Genomic DNA, 21,363 nt, shown 5'->3' on the forward strand with positions numbered 1-21,363 from the left:
GGAAGAGGCTAGCACGGCCATTCCAAACAATAGATAACCTAAACACCTATGTATATTCTGAATATAATCTGATCTCATTGTAGTATTATGGTTTTACATAAGCTGTTCTTCAATATAATTCTTTTTAAATAAGGGACATAGAAGAGACTGTATTTCCGGTAGAAAATGTCTTCCCCAGTTTAAAAAACACCCCTGCTGGTATGCAGGGGTGTTTTTTAAAGATCACCTGTTTTATTTTACAACAATATCCATTGTGTTGTAACTATTAGTAATTTTAAGAGTACCCGCATCATAAGCGTCTTTTTGAGCCTGAGTCACATATACAGTCTTCAATTTGCCTCCGTACCTGTTAGCCGTTACAGTAGTCATCGCAGGACAACCTGTAATGTCGATCCATTCTACCTTTTCGTAACTCGCATAGTATGACGATGTCATATTTAAAGTTAAGGAAGTCAATTTACTACTCGAAATAGTGAACGATTCGGCACAATTAGAGTTATTATAATAATTGTATAGATATGTCAATGAAAGACTTGTTCTATTCATATCTCCCAATATCAGTTCTTCTATTGGAATATAACTCAATGTTAAAGTTGTAATCTTTGTATTATTACTAAGATCGAGTTTTTTCACATCCGAATAATACAAGGAGAACGAGGTTAGATTTTCAAACCTTTCTATTCCTGCGACTGATTCCATTGCCGAATAAGCACTGGAACTAAAAGACAAAGAAGTTGCCGTATACCCTGAATAAGTCATATAATACTTATTATCTTTAGCAACAATATATCCAAGAGCAACAAGACGGGCTGCAAAAACGGCATCAGGCACATCAAATAATTCCGGATTTGGATCTACCTGAGATATATTTACAGTAGCAGATGTACCCGAAGCTGGAGAAATGGTAACAACTCCGCTACGAGTCCAATTTCCTGCAGCACAAGTTATTTCAAATGTTTTTGTTATAATATCCGTTCCTGTTGATGATGTTTCCACTGCACTTATCCATACTGCATTGGCGGTAGTAATAGACGGATTGAAATTGACATTTCCTGTAGCGGTTACAGTGGCAGTTCCCCCGGCAACTCCAAATTCAAAGTCGGAAGTTCCACTGATGATAACTCCTGTAAATTTGGTCTGAGTTACAGTAAATGAAGTTTCCCAATCAGTACCTTTAAACATGGTAATCTCTACAGTCCTGTCATAAAAGGTAGTATTAGCCTCAAAGACGAATTGTACCCATTTTGTTTCGGAGTCGTCTTTTTCCGCACGAATAGTTACCCAGTCTTCCGATATATCAGTATTGAAAACATCGAGATTGGTGTTTACCATAACTGTTATACGACCACCGGCAGTGGCCATTGTATATGAATCACTTATTTTCGTAAATTCTACTATCTCTTCAGGAAGCTGTTTTACTGTCAGCTTTTGCGTAGCATTGCCACAAATAAAATGCAGATTTACTTCCCGTTCTTCTCCGGTATCATTCGTCGCTGCCGAGAATGTAACAGTAGTGCCATTGCTACCTTTTGTTGCAGAAGCTGTTACCCATGAAAGATCTCCGGTAAGTCGCCAATCAGCAGTAGATGTCACAGTTACCGCACTGGAAGAACCTGTTGAAATCCCTTCCATATCCAGCAATATGTTTGCGGCACTGATTGATATCTCCTGATTCTCAAAGCTTTCTGCATTGTCATTGCTGTCGCCACACGCAGTAAATATTGCAGCCAGCGACATTAATATAATTAATAACTTTTTCATACGATAATCATTTTTTAATATAAAACATTACCATTCCACAGGATAGCTTTTCCCGGTATAATAAAGTTCATCATTAAACATAGTACTTGCAATAGTACGTAGTGCCGGGAGTCCGAACGAATTCCAGTTGGTGCGATGCTCACTCAGTGCGAATACCATAATCCCCCCCCAGTTACCACTTACAATTGTTGAAGGCGAGCCCGTAGTACCAAGGGCAAATTCATAAGGACGAGGCATACCCTGCTTGGTTGTAGAACCTGCAAAGCTGCTAATAGCAACAGTAGAACCGTAATTAGATGTAAAATAGTCTACATATTCTCCGGCTTTTACCCCATCAACTTCATTCAGTCCATTAATCGTAGAATAGGCAAAAACTACATTCAATTTGTCAGGCATAGCCCTTTTAGCTTCAAATATCAGCCTTGACGCATTGGCTTTACTTGCCGTAGAAAACCCGGGAATAGAAGCGTTGGGAGAAGTATATTCGTCATCCCAAAAAATACCATCCAAACCATATGCTTCTACCGCAGGTTTAACCTGGGTTTCGATAAATTCGATAGCAGTAGACTCCTGCAAATGAGACACTCCCGCAGGATCATGATTACCCATTAATCCCATAAGAACCTTTATACCCATATCCTGAAGCGGTTTGATATACCGGTCTCTATTATTCAGAATAGGACCAATACTGTTATTCATGTGAATATATACTTTACCTGTAGAGGCATTGTAATTCATATTAGCAGAAAACAAAGCTACAATATCGAACAATGGTTTGCCCTCGTTTGAGAGGAAAAATTCACAATGTATACGTGGATCGGCATCTCCGGTTTCCATACAGCTCAGCACTTTGTAGCCGGCACTCTTATTGGGATCGAGACGTTCGCCCTGTGCCACCACAAAGAAAAGATACTGCTCTTGTGTCTCGGTCAATTTTACTTCAGCATCATCAGTCGAAATACGAAGAGGTATAACATAGGTTGTACCCTCAACAAGGTTAGCCGAAGGCGAAATGGTTATTTTCACCGGTTCAGATTTGTTATATCCCGGAGGTATTACAACTACACCATCTTGTCCGATAGTGACTAAAGAAACCGGAAGCATAGCAAAATCCTGCTTGTTGGCGCTATTGTATGCTGTAAGAATACTTTCGTCGATAGTTATTTTCATATCCACAGCCCTATCCATGCTTTTGGTTATTCCTACCTCTATCTGTTTTTCAACATCGGTCTGGTAAAGATCGACGAGCCTCTCCGCCGGAGCAATAGCGTTTTTAATATATCCATATGGATGATTTGCAGCCTCATATTTACTATAATCGCCATTTGTGACCACAATATCATCTGTACAAGAAACCGACAGAGACATTATTGCCAGTAAAGCAGGTACAAGTACATATATTCTTAATTTCAAATACTGTTTCATTTTACAATCATTTTTAGTTAACAGACAACTATTATTCAGGCAACGATACACTGGTCCACTTCAATGCTGAATTTGCCGTAACAGAAGTGTTATTGCCGGAGTGATCCGTTATTGTATTACCATTGCCCTCGTCAAATTTCCAATAAGCTACAAGACCTTCCGAGTCTGTACTTACAGCATATATATGCGCTGCGATCTCTTCCTGTGTACGGACTTTATTCCATACGCGTGTTTCGGCGATCATTCCCGGCCAGTAACGGTTGTCGTTATACGATTTTCCTATATAGCAACCGGACGCAAGGCTGAATGTGCCACTCGCGGCTGAGGTAGTTGACATCAATTCTCCGTCGATATAGATACGGATTGTATTGGATGCATCATGTGTCACCGCCAGATGGAACCATCTGCCTACAGGAGCTTTGGTACGGTCATTCGCATTGTCAGGATATTTACCTGAGGAGTTTTTAACAACCATTATCTGTCCCGGATCAAATGTATCTCCTAAACGGATAAGGAATGAACTTTCTGTTCCGAAGAAGGTCATAATGTGGCTATCTGAGCCATCTCGTTCCGCCTGGCGGAGGTATAACAAACCTTCTATGGTTACTTCTGTCATGCCAGTTACAAGAGAACTGTTACCCCAGTTGACAGGGAAAGAATTTTCTTCGATATCGGCTGCCCAGTTGATAAGAGCACCACCTTTGAATATATAATAATGGGTGCGGGCACTTTCCAACAGTTCTATACCGGCACTGGCAATAGTTACGGGAAGGACGTAAACAATATCCCTGTCGAGCAGATTGACATCTTTAAATTCGATTTCGATATCAGTTGAACGTACACTTTCCTTTGCTATTCTTGCTTTAGTTTCGGGGATTGTATAATAGTCCGACGGCAGGATCACTGCATTGTCCGAAAATGAATTATTATAAGTCGCTACAAGAGACTCATCAACTTTGAAGATAAATTCGATATCCTCAACGGCCGGCCTCGGAACACTTACATTCAACAATGTGGAATATTCTGAGACATCCGGTTTAATCAGGTATGTAGTAAGTTTAGAGTCTGAATCAATAAATGCCTTACTGTCAAAATCTTCATAATCTTCGTTACACGAGAACAGTATAACAGCCAACAGGCAAAATATACATATTTTAATCTTGTTCATATCTTTCATTCTTTTGGTGAAGGATTCATTGTGCTGATAGAATTGCGGATATTCATATAACTATTACCCGAATTGTAGTAGTCGTTCTGTACATTTAGAATACCCAATCCTGCCTTTTTAAATTTAGATTCATACGTATCAATCCATTCGGCAGCCAAAGGTATACAGGAAACTAACTCATTTTCACTGTTATAGTAATATCCGGTCTTAAGGTCTGTCGCATCGAGAGATTTAGTATTTACAGTAATCAGAAAACGATCGGTCGGCACTCCGTCCTCAATAGTCAAAAGAACTTCATAGCTAAGCCCCGAAGCGTATTTCAAAGACTCGGTACGGACAACGATGAATTCGGCTTCCTGCAAGATGGATTTATCTGTCAGGTTCTGCGGATTCCCTTCGAAAATGAATATCTTATCAGACTTCTGGGCAACCCATGTGCTTATCTTCGACATGAAGGCATTTTCCCTGGCCAGATATGCTTCTTTAGCCTCATCTCCCAGATGGATTGTCTTCATTCCATAAAAAAGGACTGAAATGCCATCGTAGCCATATTTATCAATAAGGGCGAGTTTCTTATCTACAAAATCTGCTGCATATGCAAGGAAACCATCTGCCGATTCATCTCCCTCTTCGTTTTGTGACAGGTATTGTTCATACTCTTTTTCTATATCAGGATAACTGATAGTGAAGACAAATTTCATTCCTTTATTTTCACGGACGCTTTTCATATCGGACATAACCCATGACGAGAGATCGTCAGGATTAGTCAGGTTTACGACATCTATACTATCGGGAATAGCGCTGATCTGTTCTCCCCGGCTAACCGGTGCATTTTTCGTATTGTCGAACCATACGTAGGTAACTTTATGGTCAGTATTGCGATATGCCCGCAGATTAGCAAGATACTGGGCATAAAGCTCCGGATTATCTTTTTCTATATCAGCCTCGATGAGGTTGATACTTTCAGTACCGGTCCAGTCGTCACAGGATGCAAAGGCAACTAAAAGACTGGAAACAATAGCTATGATCTTATATTTAAGCATTTTATTCATGGCTTGTCATTTATTATGGTTTGCAATCCCACCACACACGGGTAGCAATATTGTCTGCTCCGCCCAGAATAGCTACTGCAGCATTATAATTACTTGTATTATTAATTGCCTCCTGTGCAGGATACGGGCATCTTCTTGGTACGTCCGAATTGGCGAGTATGTTATTAGGACTATTATTCACAACAACAGGAATCATTACAGGATATCCCGTACGACGGCGATCAGCCCAGGCTTCTTGTCCCAGCGGGAAATTGGCCAGCCATTTCTGTATAATGATCCGTTCCAGGCTTCTTTCAAAGTTGGTTTCATCGGTTGTATCCCATTTAACTGTTACAGTCGACAACTGTGTATTGTAAGAATATTTTCCTCCCGGATCGGTGTACCCGTTAGGGTAAGAAGCCGCATCGGCCAGATATGTTTCAGCACCGGTTACACCCCATTGGCTGAACGATAATGTAACCCCCTGGTTGTAGAACGTTTCGGCTGTTCCGCCCATATTCCAACCACGTAAAGCTCCCTCAGCCCTCAGGAACATAACTTCCGCCACATTCATCCATTGCAGAGGGGTAGTCCTGTCTATGTTGAATATGGAATAATTCTCAAATTCGCTTACACTCCCAATGGATATTCCCGAACGATAACCGGCATAATCTACCGATGTAAATCCTGATTTTATGAAATAGGCAGCTCTACGCGGATCATTATAGGCATTCATATATGCCGTCATATCTGCAACCGAACGGTTGTCGCCATCGTTATATTTAACAGCTACATTTATCGGATTACCATCAACGTCGAAAGTTGTGAGGGCAGCATTATCATCATTGGATGTCATCACTCCGATCGAGTGATTCACTGCTTCTTCTGCTTTTGTTTGGGCTGTACCCGGTTCTGCATATACGATACGCATAGCAAGGCGCAGTTTCAGTGAATTGGCCAGTTTAACCCATTTTACGAGGTCTCCCTTGTAAATAAGATCTGCATTTGTACTGATCGATCCTGTCTGGCGTTCTGTCAGAGCATCGATCGCAGTATCAAGCTCGTCAAACATCTTCATATAGACATCCTTTTGAGAGTCATAAGCAACTTGTATCGCACCATCTGCACCGATCTTGGAATAAGGTATCGGCCCGTATGCATCAGTTACCCTATGTATGGCCAGGACTTTCAGTATTTCTGCTATCGAAAGAGTGATCGGGTCGTCGGTAAGGCTGTTTAATTTAATATAAGCAGGATATACCTGAGGAATAACTTCGTTGAACATAACACTCGACCATCCGTCAGGCGCATCGAATGTAGAGAATTTATTCGGCCACGAACCAGCTTTCGATTCAGATGCATATCTGCCATAAGCACCTCCCAGCAATATATCAGTCTGATGACAACGGTTAACATCTGTCGAAATCACATTGGATTGCATTGTGCGCAACGGTGCCGATATATTGTATCCGTCACGCCCCTGTTCCTCCGAATCAGTCGTATACGGATCTTTATTTATACTTTCGTAATTAGCTGTACATGCGGCAGCTGCCAGCGAAACAGCAAGCACGAGAAGCGTTTTGAATGTTTTCATTTTCATAGTCATTGCGAATTAAAATTTCACTCGTACACTAAAACCAATATTCCTTGTACTTGGAGTTATAAAATAGTCTAGCCCCTGGTAATAGTTGTCGGTAATTGTGGCAACAGATTCAGGATCGAATGGAGCTCTTTTATAGATCATCAACAGATTACGTCCGACAACAGATACAGTCGCATCACATATTTTTGTCCATTTTCTTGGTATTGTATATCCGATAGATGCTTCCTGCAGACGAACATTGGTAGCGCTGTAAGTATAATATTGAGGTATTCCGTCTGAATTGGCCACTACATTATACCAGTTATATGCATCCAGAAGATTTCCGTTTATTGATACTCCTCCATTATCACGGGCCGCCGCCGAAGCTTCCGACACTCCATAGTAGTCGAGAGTGGCTTGTGTGCGTGAGAATACAACTCCACCCAGACGCGCAGTTATAAGGAAACCCAGATTGATTCCTTTATAACTAAAATCATTTCGCCAGGCCAGATTTGCTTTAGGGAATACACTTCCCAGTTTCTTCCACTGGCTCATGTCTTTTATTCCCCGGATAGCCTGTACTTCTCCATTTTCGTCTACATATATTTTTCCGTCACTATCACGTACCAGGTCTGCCGAAGAGTAAAGGTCTCCCAATGTTCCTCCTTCAGCTATCAGGTAATGTACATCACCTAAGCCCCCCATATCGAGATGAGAAAAAGAGAACGTTTCTCCGGTTTCATAGTTTGTTACATTTCCGGCAAGTTTCATAACCTTGTTCCTGTTAGCACTGAAAGTGAAGTTACTGTTCCATGCGAAGTTTCCCCATTTTTTATCATATCCCAGACTAACTTCAATACCACGGTTGCGCACATCGCCCGTCTGTATATACATGGTATTGTATCCCGATCCCGGAGATATTCCTGTGTTGATAAGCTGATCCAGCGTATTGGTGTTATAGAGTGTGACGTCGAGATTAAAATCATTAAAGAGCTTTGCTGTAAGCCCTACTTCATATGAATGTGTACGCTCGGGTTTCAGATTTTTAATAGGGTATGAATCGTAAGTGGTAGACCATTGATTACCAGACCACGAATATGTCGGATTTGATAAATATCGTTTGAATGCAAGTCCCACATTGGCGTAAGAACCCCTGACTTTAAGGTAATTAATTTGTTTGGGTAGTTTGATAATCTCCGATAATATTACGGATCCTCCTACCGAAGGATATGTGAAGGAGCTATTGACAGATTCAGGGCCTGCCAGTTGTGAAGGCCAGTCGGTACGAAGAGTCGCCGATAAGTAATATGTACTCTTAAAGCCAACTTCGGCACTGGCAAAAACCGATTGCTGCTGCTCTTTTATTCCCGACACATCTCTTTTTGAAAGAGAGTTACTTATTTGCAAGATGTTGAACACATTAGGAATAAGGGCTGTTTCTCCTTCAACAGAACCGTCACGTATGGGACCATATATGCCATTTATATTTGTACGCGTATCCTGTATCGATCCACCTACAAATGCATCAAGGCTCCAATCCTCTCCGAAACGCCGGTTTACCCTTGCCATGGCATCGGCATATATCTGCCTGTTGTCTAATGTGCTTTCACCATAAAGTCCGTTTGTTGAATTTTCAGTAAGCAAAGTATTTGTAGAGGCGTAATATTTTTTTGTCGATTTTTCCCGTGAATCATCTAAACGGACACGCCCTGACAATGTCAGCCAATCGAGAACTTTATAATTTAATGCCGCATTCAGCATGTAACGGTCTTTCTTGTTCTCCCGCAGGTTACGGTAATTCACCCAGTAAGGGTTTTGCAAAACATACTCACCGGGAGCCATATCCCAGTTTTGGGTGTATATTTTGCGTTGATCGTCATAATGCTCAAACATTTTTACATTGTTCCAGTCATTTCCGCGGGGATAAAGATAAGCTGACGCAATAGGGTTACTATATACCCCCTGGTTGGTCATATTCAGGTCTTTTTGCTTAATATAACTCGCTCCTACATCCAGAGTCATCTTATCATTGAGAAACGAAGTTGTATTGCGGAATGTAAAATTGTAACGGTCGTATTCGTTATTTGGAATAATACCTTCGGAATTCACCACTCCGGCCGAGAAATAAGTCTGGTTCTTATCGTTTCCTGTTGTAAGAGAAACGGTTTCGGTTGTAACAACTCCTGTATTAAAATAGTCACTGTAAGGATCATAGCCCATATAGTTAGAGCTATTGAGCTTACTACCCCAACTCATGTTGGTATCACTTGTGCCATACCTGTTCTGAAAATCATATTTAACAAATGGTTTCAGGAATTCAGTATTTTGTGTTATAGTCACACTTGTTTTGCCTGCCTTTCCCTTTTTTGTAGTGATAACAACAGCTCCATTGGCTGCACTACTTCCATAAAGCGCAGCAGCGGAAGCACCCGTAAGGATAGAAATAGATTCTATATCTTCGGGATTAATGTCTGCTGCAAAGTCAGACGAACCTGTCGAGTCGAACCCCGTACTGGTGTCGTTTGTTCTGGTTACATTATTCATTGGTACTCCATCGATGACATAAAGTGCATTCGACGATTGTTCTATCGATCTGGAACCGCGCATTACAACTTTACTGGCTCCTCCAATACCGGACGAACTGGCATTGATGTTTACTCCGGCGACTTTACCATTGAGCGCATTTATAAAGTTAGCATCTTTTACTCCGACTATATCTTCGGAAGTCACTTCCTGTACATTGTAACTAAGTGCTTTCTTTGAGCGTTCGATACCAAAGGCAGTAACCACAACTTCGCTCAGTGTAATATCTTTTTCCCGTAGGGTAATTTTGAACTGAGTCTGATTTCCGATTGTGGTATTTACCGGCTCATAGCCTACACAGGATACTGCTAAAACCGCATTTGTTAAAGGAGGCTGGGCTTGTAATATAAAATTCCCGTCCACATCACTTATTGTACCGCTGGTTGTTCCACTGACGGCAACGACAGCTCCGATAACAGCATTTCCCTGGTCATCGGTAACCGTTCCCGATATTGTAACCGGTTTATTGTCTGAAGGGTTTTGTTTTGAAAGGAGGATATTGGAGTTACTTATTTTATAAGCTATATCCGTACCCTTTACCATTTGTGCCAGAGCTTCACTGACTGGCTTATCCTGAACGTCAATACTTATTTTGCGTTTGATATCGATCTCTTTGTTGGAGATAAACAGATATTTGGTCTGTTTTTCGATCTCATTCATGACACTTTCCATCGGGACATCCTGCATCTTTATCGTCACACGAATATTTTGCGCATGAATCGGTAGGCTTATCAGGAAAAAACCAATGGCAATGACGTACGCAAAAAGCCATTTTTTTTGCTGAATACTTTTTTTATCCATAACTTTGTGAAATAAGAATCATTAGTGGTTAGAACTTTAAAGTTAATCTGCTGTGATTGCTGGCCTGCTAATGTCACGAGCGTTGGCAGGCTTTAATTTTTCATCACAGGCTTAAATTGTTTTTCCGGTATTTTAACTCATAGGCTATAAGGGTTTAGTTCATATATAAAAATTTAATTACAGGATTGTTATCACTCCTGTTTCGGGGTCTTTCTTATAGGAGAAATTCGATGCATCCTGCAGCACTCTCAATGCGTGGTCTATTCCGTCAGAAACCCGTATCTTACCCCGGCTGTAATTGATATTCGGCATATTCTTACTACGGATATCTATCTGTACATTATATGTACGTTCAAATTTGGCCATCAGTTCTTCGAAACCTATATTGTGTATACTGATAATTCCTTCAGGCCAAAGGTATTCATCATGGTTCTCGATTTTCTTCAATTGTAAATATCCGTCAACAAGTAATACTTTATCGTTGACCTTCATTATAATCGGGTTATCTTTTTTCAGACGGTTTGTTAGTTTTATAGAACCTTTCATCAATGCCGCTGAAAAGAAATTATCCGATTCGTATGCCTCGATATTAAATTTTGTTCCAAGGACTTCTATATCACAGGCAAAAGTTTCTACAATAAATGGATGTTTTGTATCGTGCTCCACATCAAACATCACTTCTCCCGAAATTCTTACACGACGCTCTTCTCCCGAAAAGACAGAGGGATATTCCAGTTTTGCACCGGCATTGAGCCAGACTTCGGTTCCATCTCCAAGCGTCATATTTATACGTTGCCCATCAGGAACCTCCACTGTTGTTTTTTGACTGGACAGACCGTTTAATGTATTCTGAAAATATTTATAACCTATTCCTGCAACTATAATTATTGCAATGGAAGCAGCGATTGATACCCTCGAAAGTTTTACCAAAAGGCTAGTCCGGCGAGAAGGGACCGATGCATTCATCTCCTTTATTTCCGGGGCACAAAGGGCCAAACCTTCCATCATGAGTTGCATTGCATCCAATTCCTTTTGGTTCTCAGGATCGGCATCCAGCCAATCGATCAGAAGTTTTTCTTCCTCGGGAGTGGTTTCACATTTCAAAAATCTTAGTAGCAATTCTTTTTCCATATATTTAGTAGACACATCAGAAACTGATGTTTGTAATCCGAATGATATTTTTTTTAATTTCAAATTAAAGTGTTGTTCATACATTAAAGACACACAGCTTGTTTCGATTTGTAATTAAAAAATATAAATTTTCGGATTGTTTTTTAGATTATACATAAAACACAATAAACAAGACACTTGTGAGAAGAGAAAAATAATACATTAGAGAAAAACACGAGATAGATATACTAGAATAAGAGCCGGAAGATAATCTTTTAAGGCTAATCGAAGGATTTGTGTTGCTTTTCTTATTTCAAAAGATACCTGATTAAAAGACAATCCGAACTTCTCTCCGATCTCATTATATGTCTTTTCTCCAAAACGGCTGGCAAGGAATATCCGTCGTGTCTGTTCCGGCATGTTTGCAAGTTCACGCTTGATTATAGCAGATATTTCTTCCAGAAACAGATTATTCGGGTCAGTTGCTTCTAAAGTTACAATACGGGAAGATATCAGCCGTAATGCCGAAGAATGAATATCTTCGTGTACTCTCAGATGTACGCTTTGATCTCTCAACCAGTTTAAACAGCGTCGCTTAACCGAGATCAGGATATATGACGGAATACTTTGTACTGCTTCAATTTTCTCCCTGTTTTCCCAGAAAGATATGAAACAGTCCGTTACTAAATCTTCTGCGATCATAATATCGCGGACGTAGGAACGGGCAACAATTACAAATTGAGGTTTGTACCGCTCGAACAATTGGCCAAATTCCAAAGAGGTTATATGAGTAGACGATCCTTGAGACATCTTAACCAGGATTTGTTTGTTATGTTTCTCTAGTTATCAGGTATTATATTTATTCATCGAAACTTTGGTGTCAATATAAAGACACATACCTGATTACTGTTTGTAATTAAAAATGAAAGTTTCATTTTTTACATATAAGATTACATATTTTTTTCTATTTCTTCTCCTCAAATATTTGAATTTATTAATTACAATATGTAAAATCAAAACGGGTAATTTTATATTTAACATGTAACAAATATACAATAAAAACACAGCTATACAAAGCCAACCACAATATCATTTTGACATATTTAAACGCACAAAACCGCTTATTTCTATTCAGAGATGCAGCATACCTTAACAAACAACACAAACAATGCAGCTATTTGCCACTACCCCTTTCTCTTACTAAATGATTCGAAGTGAAATAAATCTAATTTCAGATTTTGTAGGCTTTAGATTATTTAGAAACTAAAAGTAGTTATAAAGACACCTACATCAAGATACATTACAAGTGCTAAATTTACGTTTTCAGGTATTGTTCACTATTCTATAATTGCAGCATAATCAAATATGTGAAAGTGAGTATTTCAGTCACCCGTAATGAATCCCCCCCTGTTATTTTATATATCCGACGGTTCATTAATCGAGTCATTCGTCATTTATATCTATTAAATGAACTTATCTGCCGATATTTATATTTCAGCAAATTTGGTTTTTTTATTTTTAACTGCTAAATTTTCACTTAATGTACAAAATATCGATAAAACTATTTCTACACTTCATTATCTGGACTGGTATTTTTATCATAATAACATTAATGCCTTTACGCCCGGATGAACCATTTTCTTTAAGTAGAAACTATCCGTTTATTATCACATTTTTGTTTTTAGTCTGCTTTTTCTATATAAATGCGAACTATTTGTCAGTTAAGTATCTGTTCAATAAGAAATACAGTATCTACATCATCTCAATCATACTGGTTCTTTTATTATATATCTATCTTCATCATCACATTATTGTTCTATTTGCCCACTCAAGATACAGCGTTCCCCCTCAGTTTCCAATAAAAGCGCCTCCCGGTTTACCTAATATGGAAATGGAAAGAGTGATTTCGATGAGACGGGTAATGCTGCCGCTTATTCAGTTCTTCCTGTTCTGGATACTTAGTTTATGTTATAGGCTAGCTCTTGAATGGATATCTGCAAATAAAAGGAATAAAGAGATTGAAACTGAAAAATCAATTATCGAACTGTCTTACTTAAAAGCGCAGATAAATCCTCATTTCTTATTCAATACATTAAACACAATTTACTCTTTAACGCTGAATGGTAATAAAAAAGCAACAGATGCAATATTATTATACTCTCAGATAACACGTTATGTATTGGACAAAATAGATACAAACCTGGTTCCTCTGGAAGAAGAAATTGAATATATATCCAATTACATTGATCTGCAAGTCTTGAGGTTTACCGATTCTTTAAATATAGAATTCGATGTCAGGGGTGATATTAAAGACCATGAGATTGCTCCTCTTATCTTTATCTCTTTTATTGAAAATGCTTTTCAGTATGGGATAAGCAATCATTATTCGTCCACTATATTTATCAGCATAGAAGCAACGGATGATCACATACGTTTTATTTCAAAGAATAATAAATATAAAAAGGATGAATTTCAGCATATCGGAAAAAATACCGGTATAAAAAATACGCAGAGAAAACTAAATCTGATATATCCTAACGAGCATAAACTACACATAGAAGATACAGAAAACTCCTTTTTTGTCGATTTATTAATTTATAATAAACGGATAATAAATAATTAATCCGGTTGTTATATATATACTCCTTGTTTTCAAATCTGTTCATTATGAATAAAAAAATAAATTGTGTTATTATCGACGATGAACCTCTCGCTTCGGACGTTTTAAAAAACTATATGGGTAAGACCCCTGAATTTGAGATCACCGGAATATACAATAATCCGATAGAAGCGTTGAAGGGATTAAACAACAAGAAAGTAGATGTTATTTTCTGCGATGTGGAGATGCCCGATATAAGTGGATTGCAGTTACTGGAATCTTTATTTATAAATAAAGAAACTTTGGTTGTCATGGTTTCGGCCCATAGCAAATATGCCATTGACGGTTTTAATATCGATGCTATTGATTATTTATTAAAGCCTGTATCTTTTGCAAGATACCTTAAAACAACGCAAAAGATACTTCACTATGTGAAAGATAAAAAGAATAAAGGCAGGAATACAGAAACACAAACAGCCGAAACAGAGTCTTCTAAAGATTATTTCTTCATAAAATCGAACAGTAAATTATTAAAGATTAATTATAATGAGATTCTCTATATTGAAGGGTTGGGCGATTACATAAAAATCCACCTGGATAATTCCAATAAAGCTATTTTAATTTTGGATAGTTTAAAACATCTGGAAGAAATATTATCTGACGGTTCCTTCCAGAGAATACACCGTTCATATATAGTGCCTATTTCTAAAATAAAGGCGATAGAATATAAAAAAGCAATAATCGGAGATAATAACTTATCTCTACCCATAAGCAATTCTTATTATAACTCTTTATACGAGAATCTGGTCTCCAATAATATAAGAAAATAGCTGCTCATTTATTTTTAAGATATTAATCTAATTTTCTCCGCTTAAACCACTGTTCAAAGATTGTACAATTCACAGTCAGCATAAAATATGATTCTTTTATGTAACTGGCAGGGGCGGATAAAGTATTTCCGTATTCGAATCCAAAATTCAGATGTTGGGCACCCTTGCTTACAGGCAGACTATAACCGGCTGTAACAGAATAGTTATAAGCATTTTCTCCTCCTACTTTTATATACGATTTTGATAATGATGCACCAACCTGTATTTGTCCCTGATTTCTAATCCTGTAATAACTGTCACTATTAGGTATATAACCGAATCCGGCGCTAACCCGGTAAGAATCTACAATCTTAGCACTACCTATACCCGACTCTAACCCACTCCATCTTTGATATTGAAAGTCCATACCCCAAATAATTTTTTTGATATCATGGGAGAATCCTATTCCCATTGTTTCGGGAATAAACTGATTAGTCGACCGGTCTTTTTCATCCTTCACTAAATTATATTCACTATCGTATATTGTTGTTTTATTTGTCATCGATATATTCTGTTTATACCCATAGGTTGCACCGATAGTCCATCCTTTCCTATGATACTGAACACCCAGAGTATTATAGAATTGGGAAACCTGGGATTCTTTTTCGAAAAGATATTCCGCTTGATTTTCCGTTTGCTTTAATGTTCCGCTGATATACTTTGTATTTATCCCGACAGAAAGATTATCCGTTATCTTTATTCCGTTTGATAAATACAATTCGTATAGTCCTCCACTTCCTTCAAGGTATACCGATTTTGTGGAGGTTGAACCATCAATGGGTTCTTCACTGTGTATACGATAGCCGACATCACTGAAAGGCTTTATCCCTAAGGATATCCCCCATTTTGGAGCAAGCCTGAATCCTAACGCCAGTTTTTTCAGGTTCCCATTAAAGGCGCCATCTGTCTTACCTTTACCAGAAAAATATGATTGTTTACCAGAAACCGATATATCCATTATAAATTTTAGACTATCCAAACCACTGATTCCCGCTGGATTCGAAGGATTCAGATAATCAAAATCCCTTATACCGATCCCTATATTAGCCATTCCCGAAGTCCTCCCATAGTCCCGGTTTTCGATCTCGCCCAAGCCAAGCATTGAATAGGGCGAATAAGTTGTCTGAGCCTGTATATTCAAAACAAAACATATTGAAAACAGCATTAATACAAAAGACTGTCTCTTAATCATTATCATAAGCTATAATATATATAATCAGTTTAACCCTGTTTTCTTCTTCAGAGAACATTGAATCCCCCAACACCAGGCTTTTCAAAGTATTATTCTTTTCCGTGTCGTCCAGATAAAGCTGCAGCGTCGACTTATACATCCCTATCACACCCAACTCGCTTTGCATGTAGCTTGTAACATCAAAGGCATAATAGTTTTTATTATAAATATAATCTTCGACTAACGTCCCCGACTGCACCTGCGTCGTACTGGCATCCACATATATATCCATAGGTTTACCGGTTTCATCCAGATAGTTTAACGACAAATTTGACGGCAAGGGAGTAAATGCATTATAGGTTCCTGATGCAGGATAGAAATAAAGATATGCTGCAGAAATGACTACATAATCGCCCAGTTTCAGTATTTCATTCAGATCGGGAAAGCTCAATTTTGTATATAACCCGGTCAGTCCCTGTAAATAAATTTTATTTTCAGTTTCGGCCGAAGGCAGCGGGTTGTTATAATTCAACGAACTGAGCAATGTATTGCTCCTGTCTACTTCTATCTGAGAGAAAGCAGTACTCGTATTCACCGTCATATCTATTTCATTTTCTTCGGTAGTAACGGCCCCTATGGTCGTATAATGAAGCCTGATAACCGGATATTCACTATTCAGCGTAAAACTATTGACTGCTGCATTATCATTTGTCCCCGGAGAAAGCTTTATACCTTTAAAATATGTTTGAAAGTTTTCATAGGTTTCCAACAAATCAGATTGAGCCTGCATGAGGTCGATCAGCTCCAGTCCGAATTCATCAGGCAATCTTAGCTCCAGTATACTATCATTTTCATAATGCTCATTAGGCCTGTTGAAACGGTATGTCGCCCACGGAGTTGTTTCAGCCGGAACTGATGATGTCGAATACAACCTGCTGTTATCATCAAGTTCTATAATCTGCCCTAGCTTATATATATTTAATGTTTGCACCTGAGTAGTATCGCCATAACTAAAATTATCATACTTCAGAATCAGGGTAATGGAGTCGAACTTAACTGTAACAGTTGCATTAGAGCCAAACTCAGATGTACTATAACCAGGCGGGTTAAAATCGAAATAAGAATGAGCTGTAATAGTCCCGAAGTCAGAAGATGTATATTTGCCTTCAAATATTCTGGATAGGCCAGAGGTCACGGATGAGTCTCCCAGTTGGGTTTCCAGTTCGACAGTACAACTCTCGACAAGCATATTCCGTCCATTCACAGAAATCAGATTATCCCCTACAGAAAAGTCATCGCCGATACACGATACTAAAGAAAAGATGCACAATAAAAAAGAAGAGAAATATTTCATAATCATACTTTGGTTGACCGTACAAAGAAAGATCAAGGAAATATCACACGAAAATATAATCGATGAACTGTATTATTCAGTCTTTAAGTTATCCTTCACATGCCATAACTTGAGTGTTTTTGAGAAGAAATCGATTAATAACCAGTTAACGATGATTTTGAATCATTCACCGTAAATTAAATGGCACTGGTCGATATTTTTTTTTCAAAAAAGAAAGCCTGTATACTTTTACAAGCAATTATTAAACGACGATGTATTAATAAAACTATATTAAATTGTTATGAACAAATTTCACATTAGGTTACTGATAGTACTTTCTCTAAGCTTATTTAGTCTTTTTTCCTGTTCCGATGATGATGACGATCTCATTGGCAACTGGATCAGACGCTCAGACTTTGCAGGACCGGCCCGTGGTGATGCATCCTGCTTCGTTATAGACAGAAAGGCATATGTAGTTGGGGGCTATGATGGAAGAAAAAGATTGAATGATATCTGGGAGTATAATTTTGACCAGAGCTACTGGACACAAAAAGCCGATTTTCCCGGAACGGCCAGAGGTTCGGCTTTTGCATTCGCTTCTGAAGATAAGGGATATACCGGAACAGGATATGATGGAATAAATTATTACAAAGACTTTTGGGAATTCGACCCTATAAATAATCAATGGACACAAAAAGCAGACTTCCCGGGAACAGCCCGCTATGGTGCCACCGCATTCTATCTGGATGGAATCGGTTATGCCGGTACAGGCTTTAGTACGAATTATTTTATGGACTTCTACAAATACGACCCACAGACCGACACATGGGAAACCGGGGTCAGCATTCAGGGGACAAAGCGGTCTTATGCCAGTAACTTCATTATAGATAATAAAGCATATGTTGTAGGAGGCGTTAATAATGGAAGTTATGTAACAGATTTCTGGATGTTCGACCCTGATACTCAGTCGTGGACAGAAAAAGCCCAAATCGCGGATAAAACAGATTACGATTTTGATGATGATTATACCACAATAGCCCGGTTAAATGCCGTATCATTTGTTGTTGACGGGTTAGCTTATTTCACGGTAGGAGAAACCAGTGGCCTCAACAAATACACATGGGAATATAATCCATATTCCGACAGATGGACCGAAAGGACTTCATTTGAAGGTACAGCCCGGACTGCAGCTGTAGGTTTTGCTATCGGTAACAGAGGGTTTGTACTGACAGGCCGCAGTTCGTCATCATCATCTTCTCTCTATTTCGATGATATGTGGGAATTCAAGCCCAAAGATGAATACAATGAATATGATTAAGAAAACATTAATATCGACACTGATATTATCAGCAATTTGTGCCGCTTTATTACTATATTTCATATTTAGAACCGAATCCGGATTTCATAAGGAAACAGAGGTATATAGTATCGAAACATTTGAGTACAATAAAGGCTGGGGTTACCAGATCAGTAAGAATGGAAAAATTATAATATACCAGTCTTGTATTCCTTGTATAGATGGACAAAAGTCCTTTCCCGATAAAAAATCAGCAATAAGTACAGGGAATCTGGTGCTATCTAAAATAAAAAATCATGAAAATCCTACCGTTACGATGGAAGAACTTAATGCAATACTTAAATTAAATAATTAAAATAATTCCTTCAGTCAGAAATGGTTGCCCTTATCAAGGGGCAACCATTTTTATATTTGGAATATAAACAGATGTTAGAATTCTATCATTCTTCTTATTTATTCATAAAAGCAAAAAGAATGAAGTAATAACTATAAATACGGAATCGTTAATTCTGTGGTTAGTTAAACATCTTAATAATAATCAAAGAATGATATACGAAGGATTAATTCTCATAGAACAGAATCTGAAAACGATTATTGAATCAAATTTAGCCAGAACGGGATTACTATACCGAATATATTCACGGATAAAAGAAAAAAATTCCATTGAAGAAAAAATTATCCGGAAAGGATATAAAAAAAACGGTAAGCTGGTTCAGGATCTCATCGGGCTTCGTGTTATGACGTATTTTAATGAAGATATTGAAGTTTTGGTTGACTACTTTTCCTCTATTTTCAGAGTAATAGATCTGCATCATGACAGTCCGAAAGTAAATCAGTTCGAGCCTTTTATGATAAATATCGTATGTCAGCTGGAAGGTGAATTACTCAAAGAATTCAATACATGGAAAAATACATACAGCGATAGTTTCAGATATATAGATTCTACCTTTGAAATTCAGGTGCGTACAACATTATCAGAAGGCTGGCACGAGATAGAACATAACATGCGGTACAAATGTAAGGATGAATGGACATCGCTGGAGGATAAGTCCAGATTGCTGAACGGGATATACGCCTCTCTCGAAATCAGTGACCGTACATTATTCACCCTGTTCGAGGATATAGCGTACCAACATTATAAAAGTAAAAATTGGGCTGGGATGCTTCGCAATAAATTCAGATTAAGATTTGAACTGGAATCACTATCTCCTGAAATCGCTTTTGTTTTTGACAAGAATACAGAGCTCGCAAAGCAATTCCTGAAATTAGAAAGGAATTCAGTGTTATCGAACCTTGTCAGTTATCAACTGGCGATAAATATTACTTTTGATAATATTGTCTTTCTTTGCAATTATTTATTTTTCAAAGATGAAAAATTAGAAGCACAGACTCCATCCGATTTGATCAAGCATTTTAATGAAGCGTTTGGTATAAACCAGAACTAGTTTAAAACAGAATTATCTATACCTCACATATCCGGTGGACTATTTTAGGTAAACCTTAATTTCTTCCTGGCATACCATATTTTGGCATACGGATACTGTTGCGTACTGATATAGCTATAAAATTTAAACATGCTCTAAAACATGATAATCAGGAATACCTAATTTACCTTAAAAATGTCTTTCTCCACATCTTTTTCGTTTACCCTGGCAGCAATTGTAAAAACTTATATTATAATTTTACCAATCTTCTAACCGAGATTGTTATGACAAAAAGAATTCAAAAATTCACATTCGATAATCCACCTTCATCTAAATATGTAATAGAAAATTTTATAGTATCGGATGGCACACGTCCCAAAAACATCTCTTTTGAACACCCGTTTATGTTCGAAGGAATAGTTTTTGCAATGTGTCTGAAAGGAACCGGGCGAATCCAGATTAACTATAGAGAGTTCCGTATAGAAAAGAATTCAATTATAACCATTCCTCCTAATCAAATAGTTCAGGCGATGGATCGATCGGAAGATTTCCTGATAGAGTTGCTTGCTTTCTCCTCTGACTATCTGATAGACATGGCCTTACCTAAAGACTTTGATATTCCTCGGAAAGTCATAGCCATGCCGGTACTTAATCTTACCGAAAAAGACATTCAAAAAATACTGGGATATCATACATTTATAGTAACAGCTTTCAATAGCGAGAAACATATTTTCTTCAAACATGTAATTAAAGGTCTCCTGTATTCTCTGTTTATGGAACTTGCTGCCAAATATGTTAACAGCAACATCCAGGAAAGGAATCAGCCATCGAACAGAGGTGAGGAGATCTCTATACAATTTCTTCACTTATTAAAAGAGCATCACAGGCAGGAAAGAGCAGCCTCTTTCTATGCAGATAAATTATGTATCACTACAAAATATTTATCAGGGACATTAAAGAAAGTTACCGGAAGATCAATAAATTCATGGCTCGAAGATGCTATTATCATGAGTGCAAAAGTTCTTCTTAAATCTACAGACCTTACAGTTCTGCAAATATCAGAAGAACTGAGTTTTCCTAATCCGTCTTATTTCGGACGTTTTTTTAAAAAGCTTACAAACATGACGCCAAAAGAATTCCGGGATAAAAAATAATTCCCGGTAAACAATAATGCTCACAGTTAATTATAACTTATGCGAATCAGCAGTT

16 protein-coding genes are annotated in these 21,363 nt (G+C 38.1%); 6 read left to right on the forward strand and 10 right to left on the reverse strand.

Going from position 1 to position 21,363, the window contains the following annotated elements; all coding sequences use genetic code 11:
- Positions 1–231 precede the first annotated feature (231 nt).
- From GGR21_RS17660 to GGR21_RS17695, 8 genes are all read right to left on the reverse strand, one after another.
- On the reverse strand, positions 232–1,761 hold the full coding sequence (locus GGR21_RS17660) for a BACON domain-containing protein (RefSeq protein ID WP_183308568.1): 1,530 nt from the start codon (positions 1,759–1,761) through the stop codon (positions 232–234).
- A 27-nt stretch (positions 1,762–1,788) separates the two neighbouring features.
- The gene (locus GGR21_RS17665) at positions 1,789–3,186 is read right to left on the reverse strand and encodes a BT_3987 domain-containing protein (RefSeq protein WP_183308569.1); all 1,398 of its coding nucleotides are present in this window, start codon (positions 3,184–3,186) and stop codon (positions 1,789–1,791) included.
- Between the two features lie 31 nt (positions 3,187–3,217).
- A complete protein-coding gene (locus GGR21_RS17670) occupies positions 3,218–4,354 on the reverse strand; it encodes a DUF1735 and LamG domain-containing protein (RefSeq protein WP_183308570.1) in 1,137 nt (378 codons plus the stop codon).
- Positions 4,355–4,359: 5 nt separating this feature from the next.
- Complete coding sequence (locus GGR21_RS17675) at positions 4,360–5,406, reverse strand: glycoside hydrolase family 18 (protein ID WP_183308571.1); 1,047 nt, start codon at positions 5,404–5,406, stop codon at positions 4,360–4,362.
- 13 nt (positions 5,407–5,419) lie between these two features.
- Complete coding sequence (locus tag GGR21_RS17680; protein WP_246348107.1) at positions 5,420–6,985, reverse strand: RagB/SusD family nutrient uptake outer membrane protein; 1,566 nt, start codon at positions 6,983–6,985, stop codon at positions 5,420–5,422.
- A 12-nt stretch (positions 6,986–6,997) separates the two neighbouring features.
- Complete coding sequence (locus GGR21_RS17685; protein ID WP_183308572.1) at positions 6,998–10,351, reverse strand: SusC/RagA family TonB-linked outer membrane protein; 3,354 nt, start codon at positions 10,349–10,351, stop codon at positions 6,998–7,000.
- A 177-nt stretch (positions 10,352–10,528) separates the two neighbouring features.
- Positions 10,529–11,545, reverse strand: coding sequence for a FecR family protein (locus tag GGR21_RS17690; protein ID WP_246348108.1), 1,017 nt, complete (start codon positions 11,543–11,545; stop codon positions 10,529–10,531).
- 138 nt (positions 11,546–11,683) lie between these two features.
- Complete coding sequence (locus GGR21_RS17695; RefSeq protein ID WP_183308574.1) at positions 11,684–12,271, reverse strand: RNA polymerase sigma-70 factor; 588 nt, start codon at positions 12,269–12,271, stop codon at positions 11,684–11,686.
- A 1,081-nt stretch (positions 12,272–13,352) separates the two neighbouring features.
- Between GGR21_RS17695 and GGR21_RS17700 the strand changes: the two genes are divergently transcribed.
- On the forward strand, positions 13,353–14,084 hold the full coding sequence (locus tag GGR21_RS17700; protein WP_183308576.1) for a sensor histidine kinase: 732 nt from the start codon (positions 13,353–13,355) through the stop codon (positions 14,082–14,084).
- A 44-nt stretch (positions 14,085–14,128) separates the two neighbouring features.
- On the forward strand, positions 14,129–14,890 hold the full coding sequence (locus GGR21_RS17705) for a LytR/AlgR family response regulator transcription factor (RefSeq protein WP_183308577.1): 762 nt from the start codon (positions 14,129–14,131) through the stop codon (positions 14,888–14,890).
- Positions 14,891–14,912: 22 nt separating this feature from the next.
- Here the strand turns inward: GGR21_RS17705 and GGR21_RS17710 are convergent, their stop codons facing one another.
- Both GGR21_RS17710 and GGR21_RS17715 read right to left on the reverse strand, forming a co-directional pair.
- A complete protein-coding gene (locus GGR21_RS17710) occupies positions 14,913–16,121 on the reverse strand; it encodes a hypothetical protein (protein ID WP_183308579.1) in 1,209 nt (402 codons plus the stop codon).
- Positions 16,114–17,454 (reverse strand): DUF4270 family protein, encoded by a 1,341-nt coding sequence (locus tag GGR21_RS17715; RefSeq protein ID WP_183308581.1) that lies wholly within the window; start codon positions 17,452–17,454, stop codon positions 16,114–16,116. Before GGR21_RS17715 ends, GGR21_RS17710 begins: the two co-directional genes overlap by 8 nt.
- Positions 17,455–17,734: 280 nt before the next feature.
- Between GGR21_RS17715 and GGR21_RS17720 the strand changes: the two genes are divergently transcribed.
- The 4 genes from GGR21_RS17720 to GGR21_RS17735 all read left to right on the forward strand — a co-directional run bounded on the left by GGR21_RS17720 (position 17,735) and on the right by GGR21_RS17735 (position 21,308).
- The gene (locus GGR21_RS17720; protein ID WP_183308582.1) at positions 17,735–18,751 is read left to right on the forward strand and encodes a Kelch repeat-containing protein; all 1,017 of its coding nucleotides are present in this window, start codon (positions 17,735–17,737) and stop codon (positions 18,749–18,751) included.
- Positions 18,738–19,085 (forward strand): DUF4907 domain-containing protein, encoded by a 348-nt coding sequence (locus tag GGR21_RS17725; RefSeq protein WP_221233035.1) that lies wholly within the window; start codon positions 18,738–18,740, stop codon positions 19,083–19,085. Before GGR21_RS17720 ends, GGR21_RS17725 begins: the two co-directional genes overlap by 14 nt.
- Before the next feature lie 190 nt (positions 19,086–19,275).
- Complete coding sequence (locus GGR21_RS17730; RefSeq protein WP_183308585.1) at positions 19,276–20,175, forward strand: nucleotidyltransferase family protein; 900 nt, start codon at positions 19,276–19,278, stop codon at positions 20,173–20,175.
- 263 nt (positions 20,176–20,438) lie between these two features.
- Positions 20,439–21,308 (forward strand): AraC family transcriptional regulator, encoded by an 870-nt coding sequence (locus tag GGR21_RS17735; RefSeq protein WP_183308586.1) that lies wholly within the window; start codon positions 20,439–20,441, stop codon positions 21,306–21,308.
- Positions 21,309–21,363 lie beyond the last annotated feature (55 nt).

The sequence above is a fragment of the Dysgonomonas hofstadii genome (genome assembly GCF_014196915.1).
GTDB lineage: Bacteria > Bacteroidota > Bacteroidia > Bacteroidales > Dysgonomonadaceae > Dysgonomonas > Dysgonomonas hofstadii.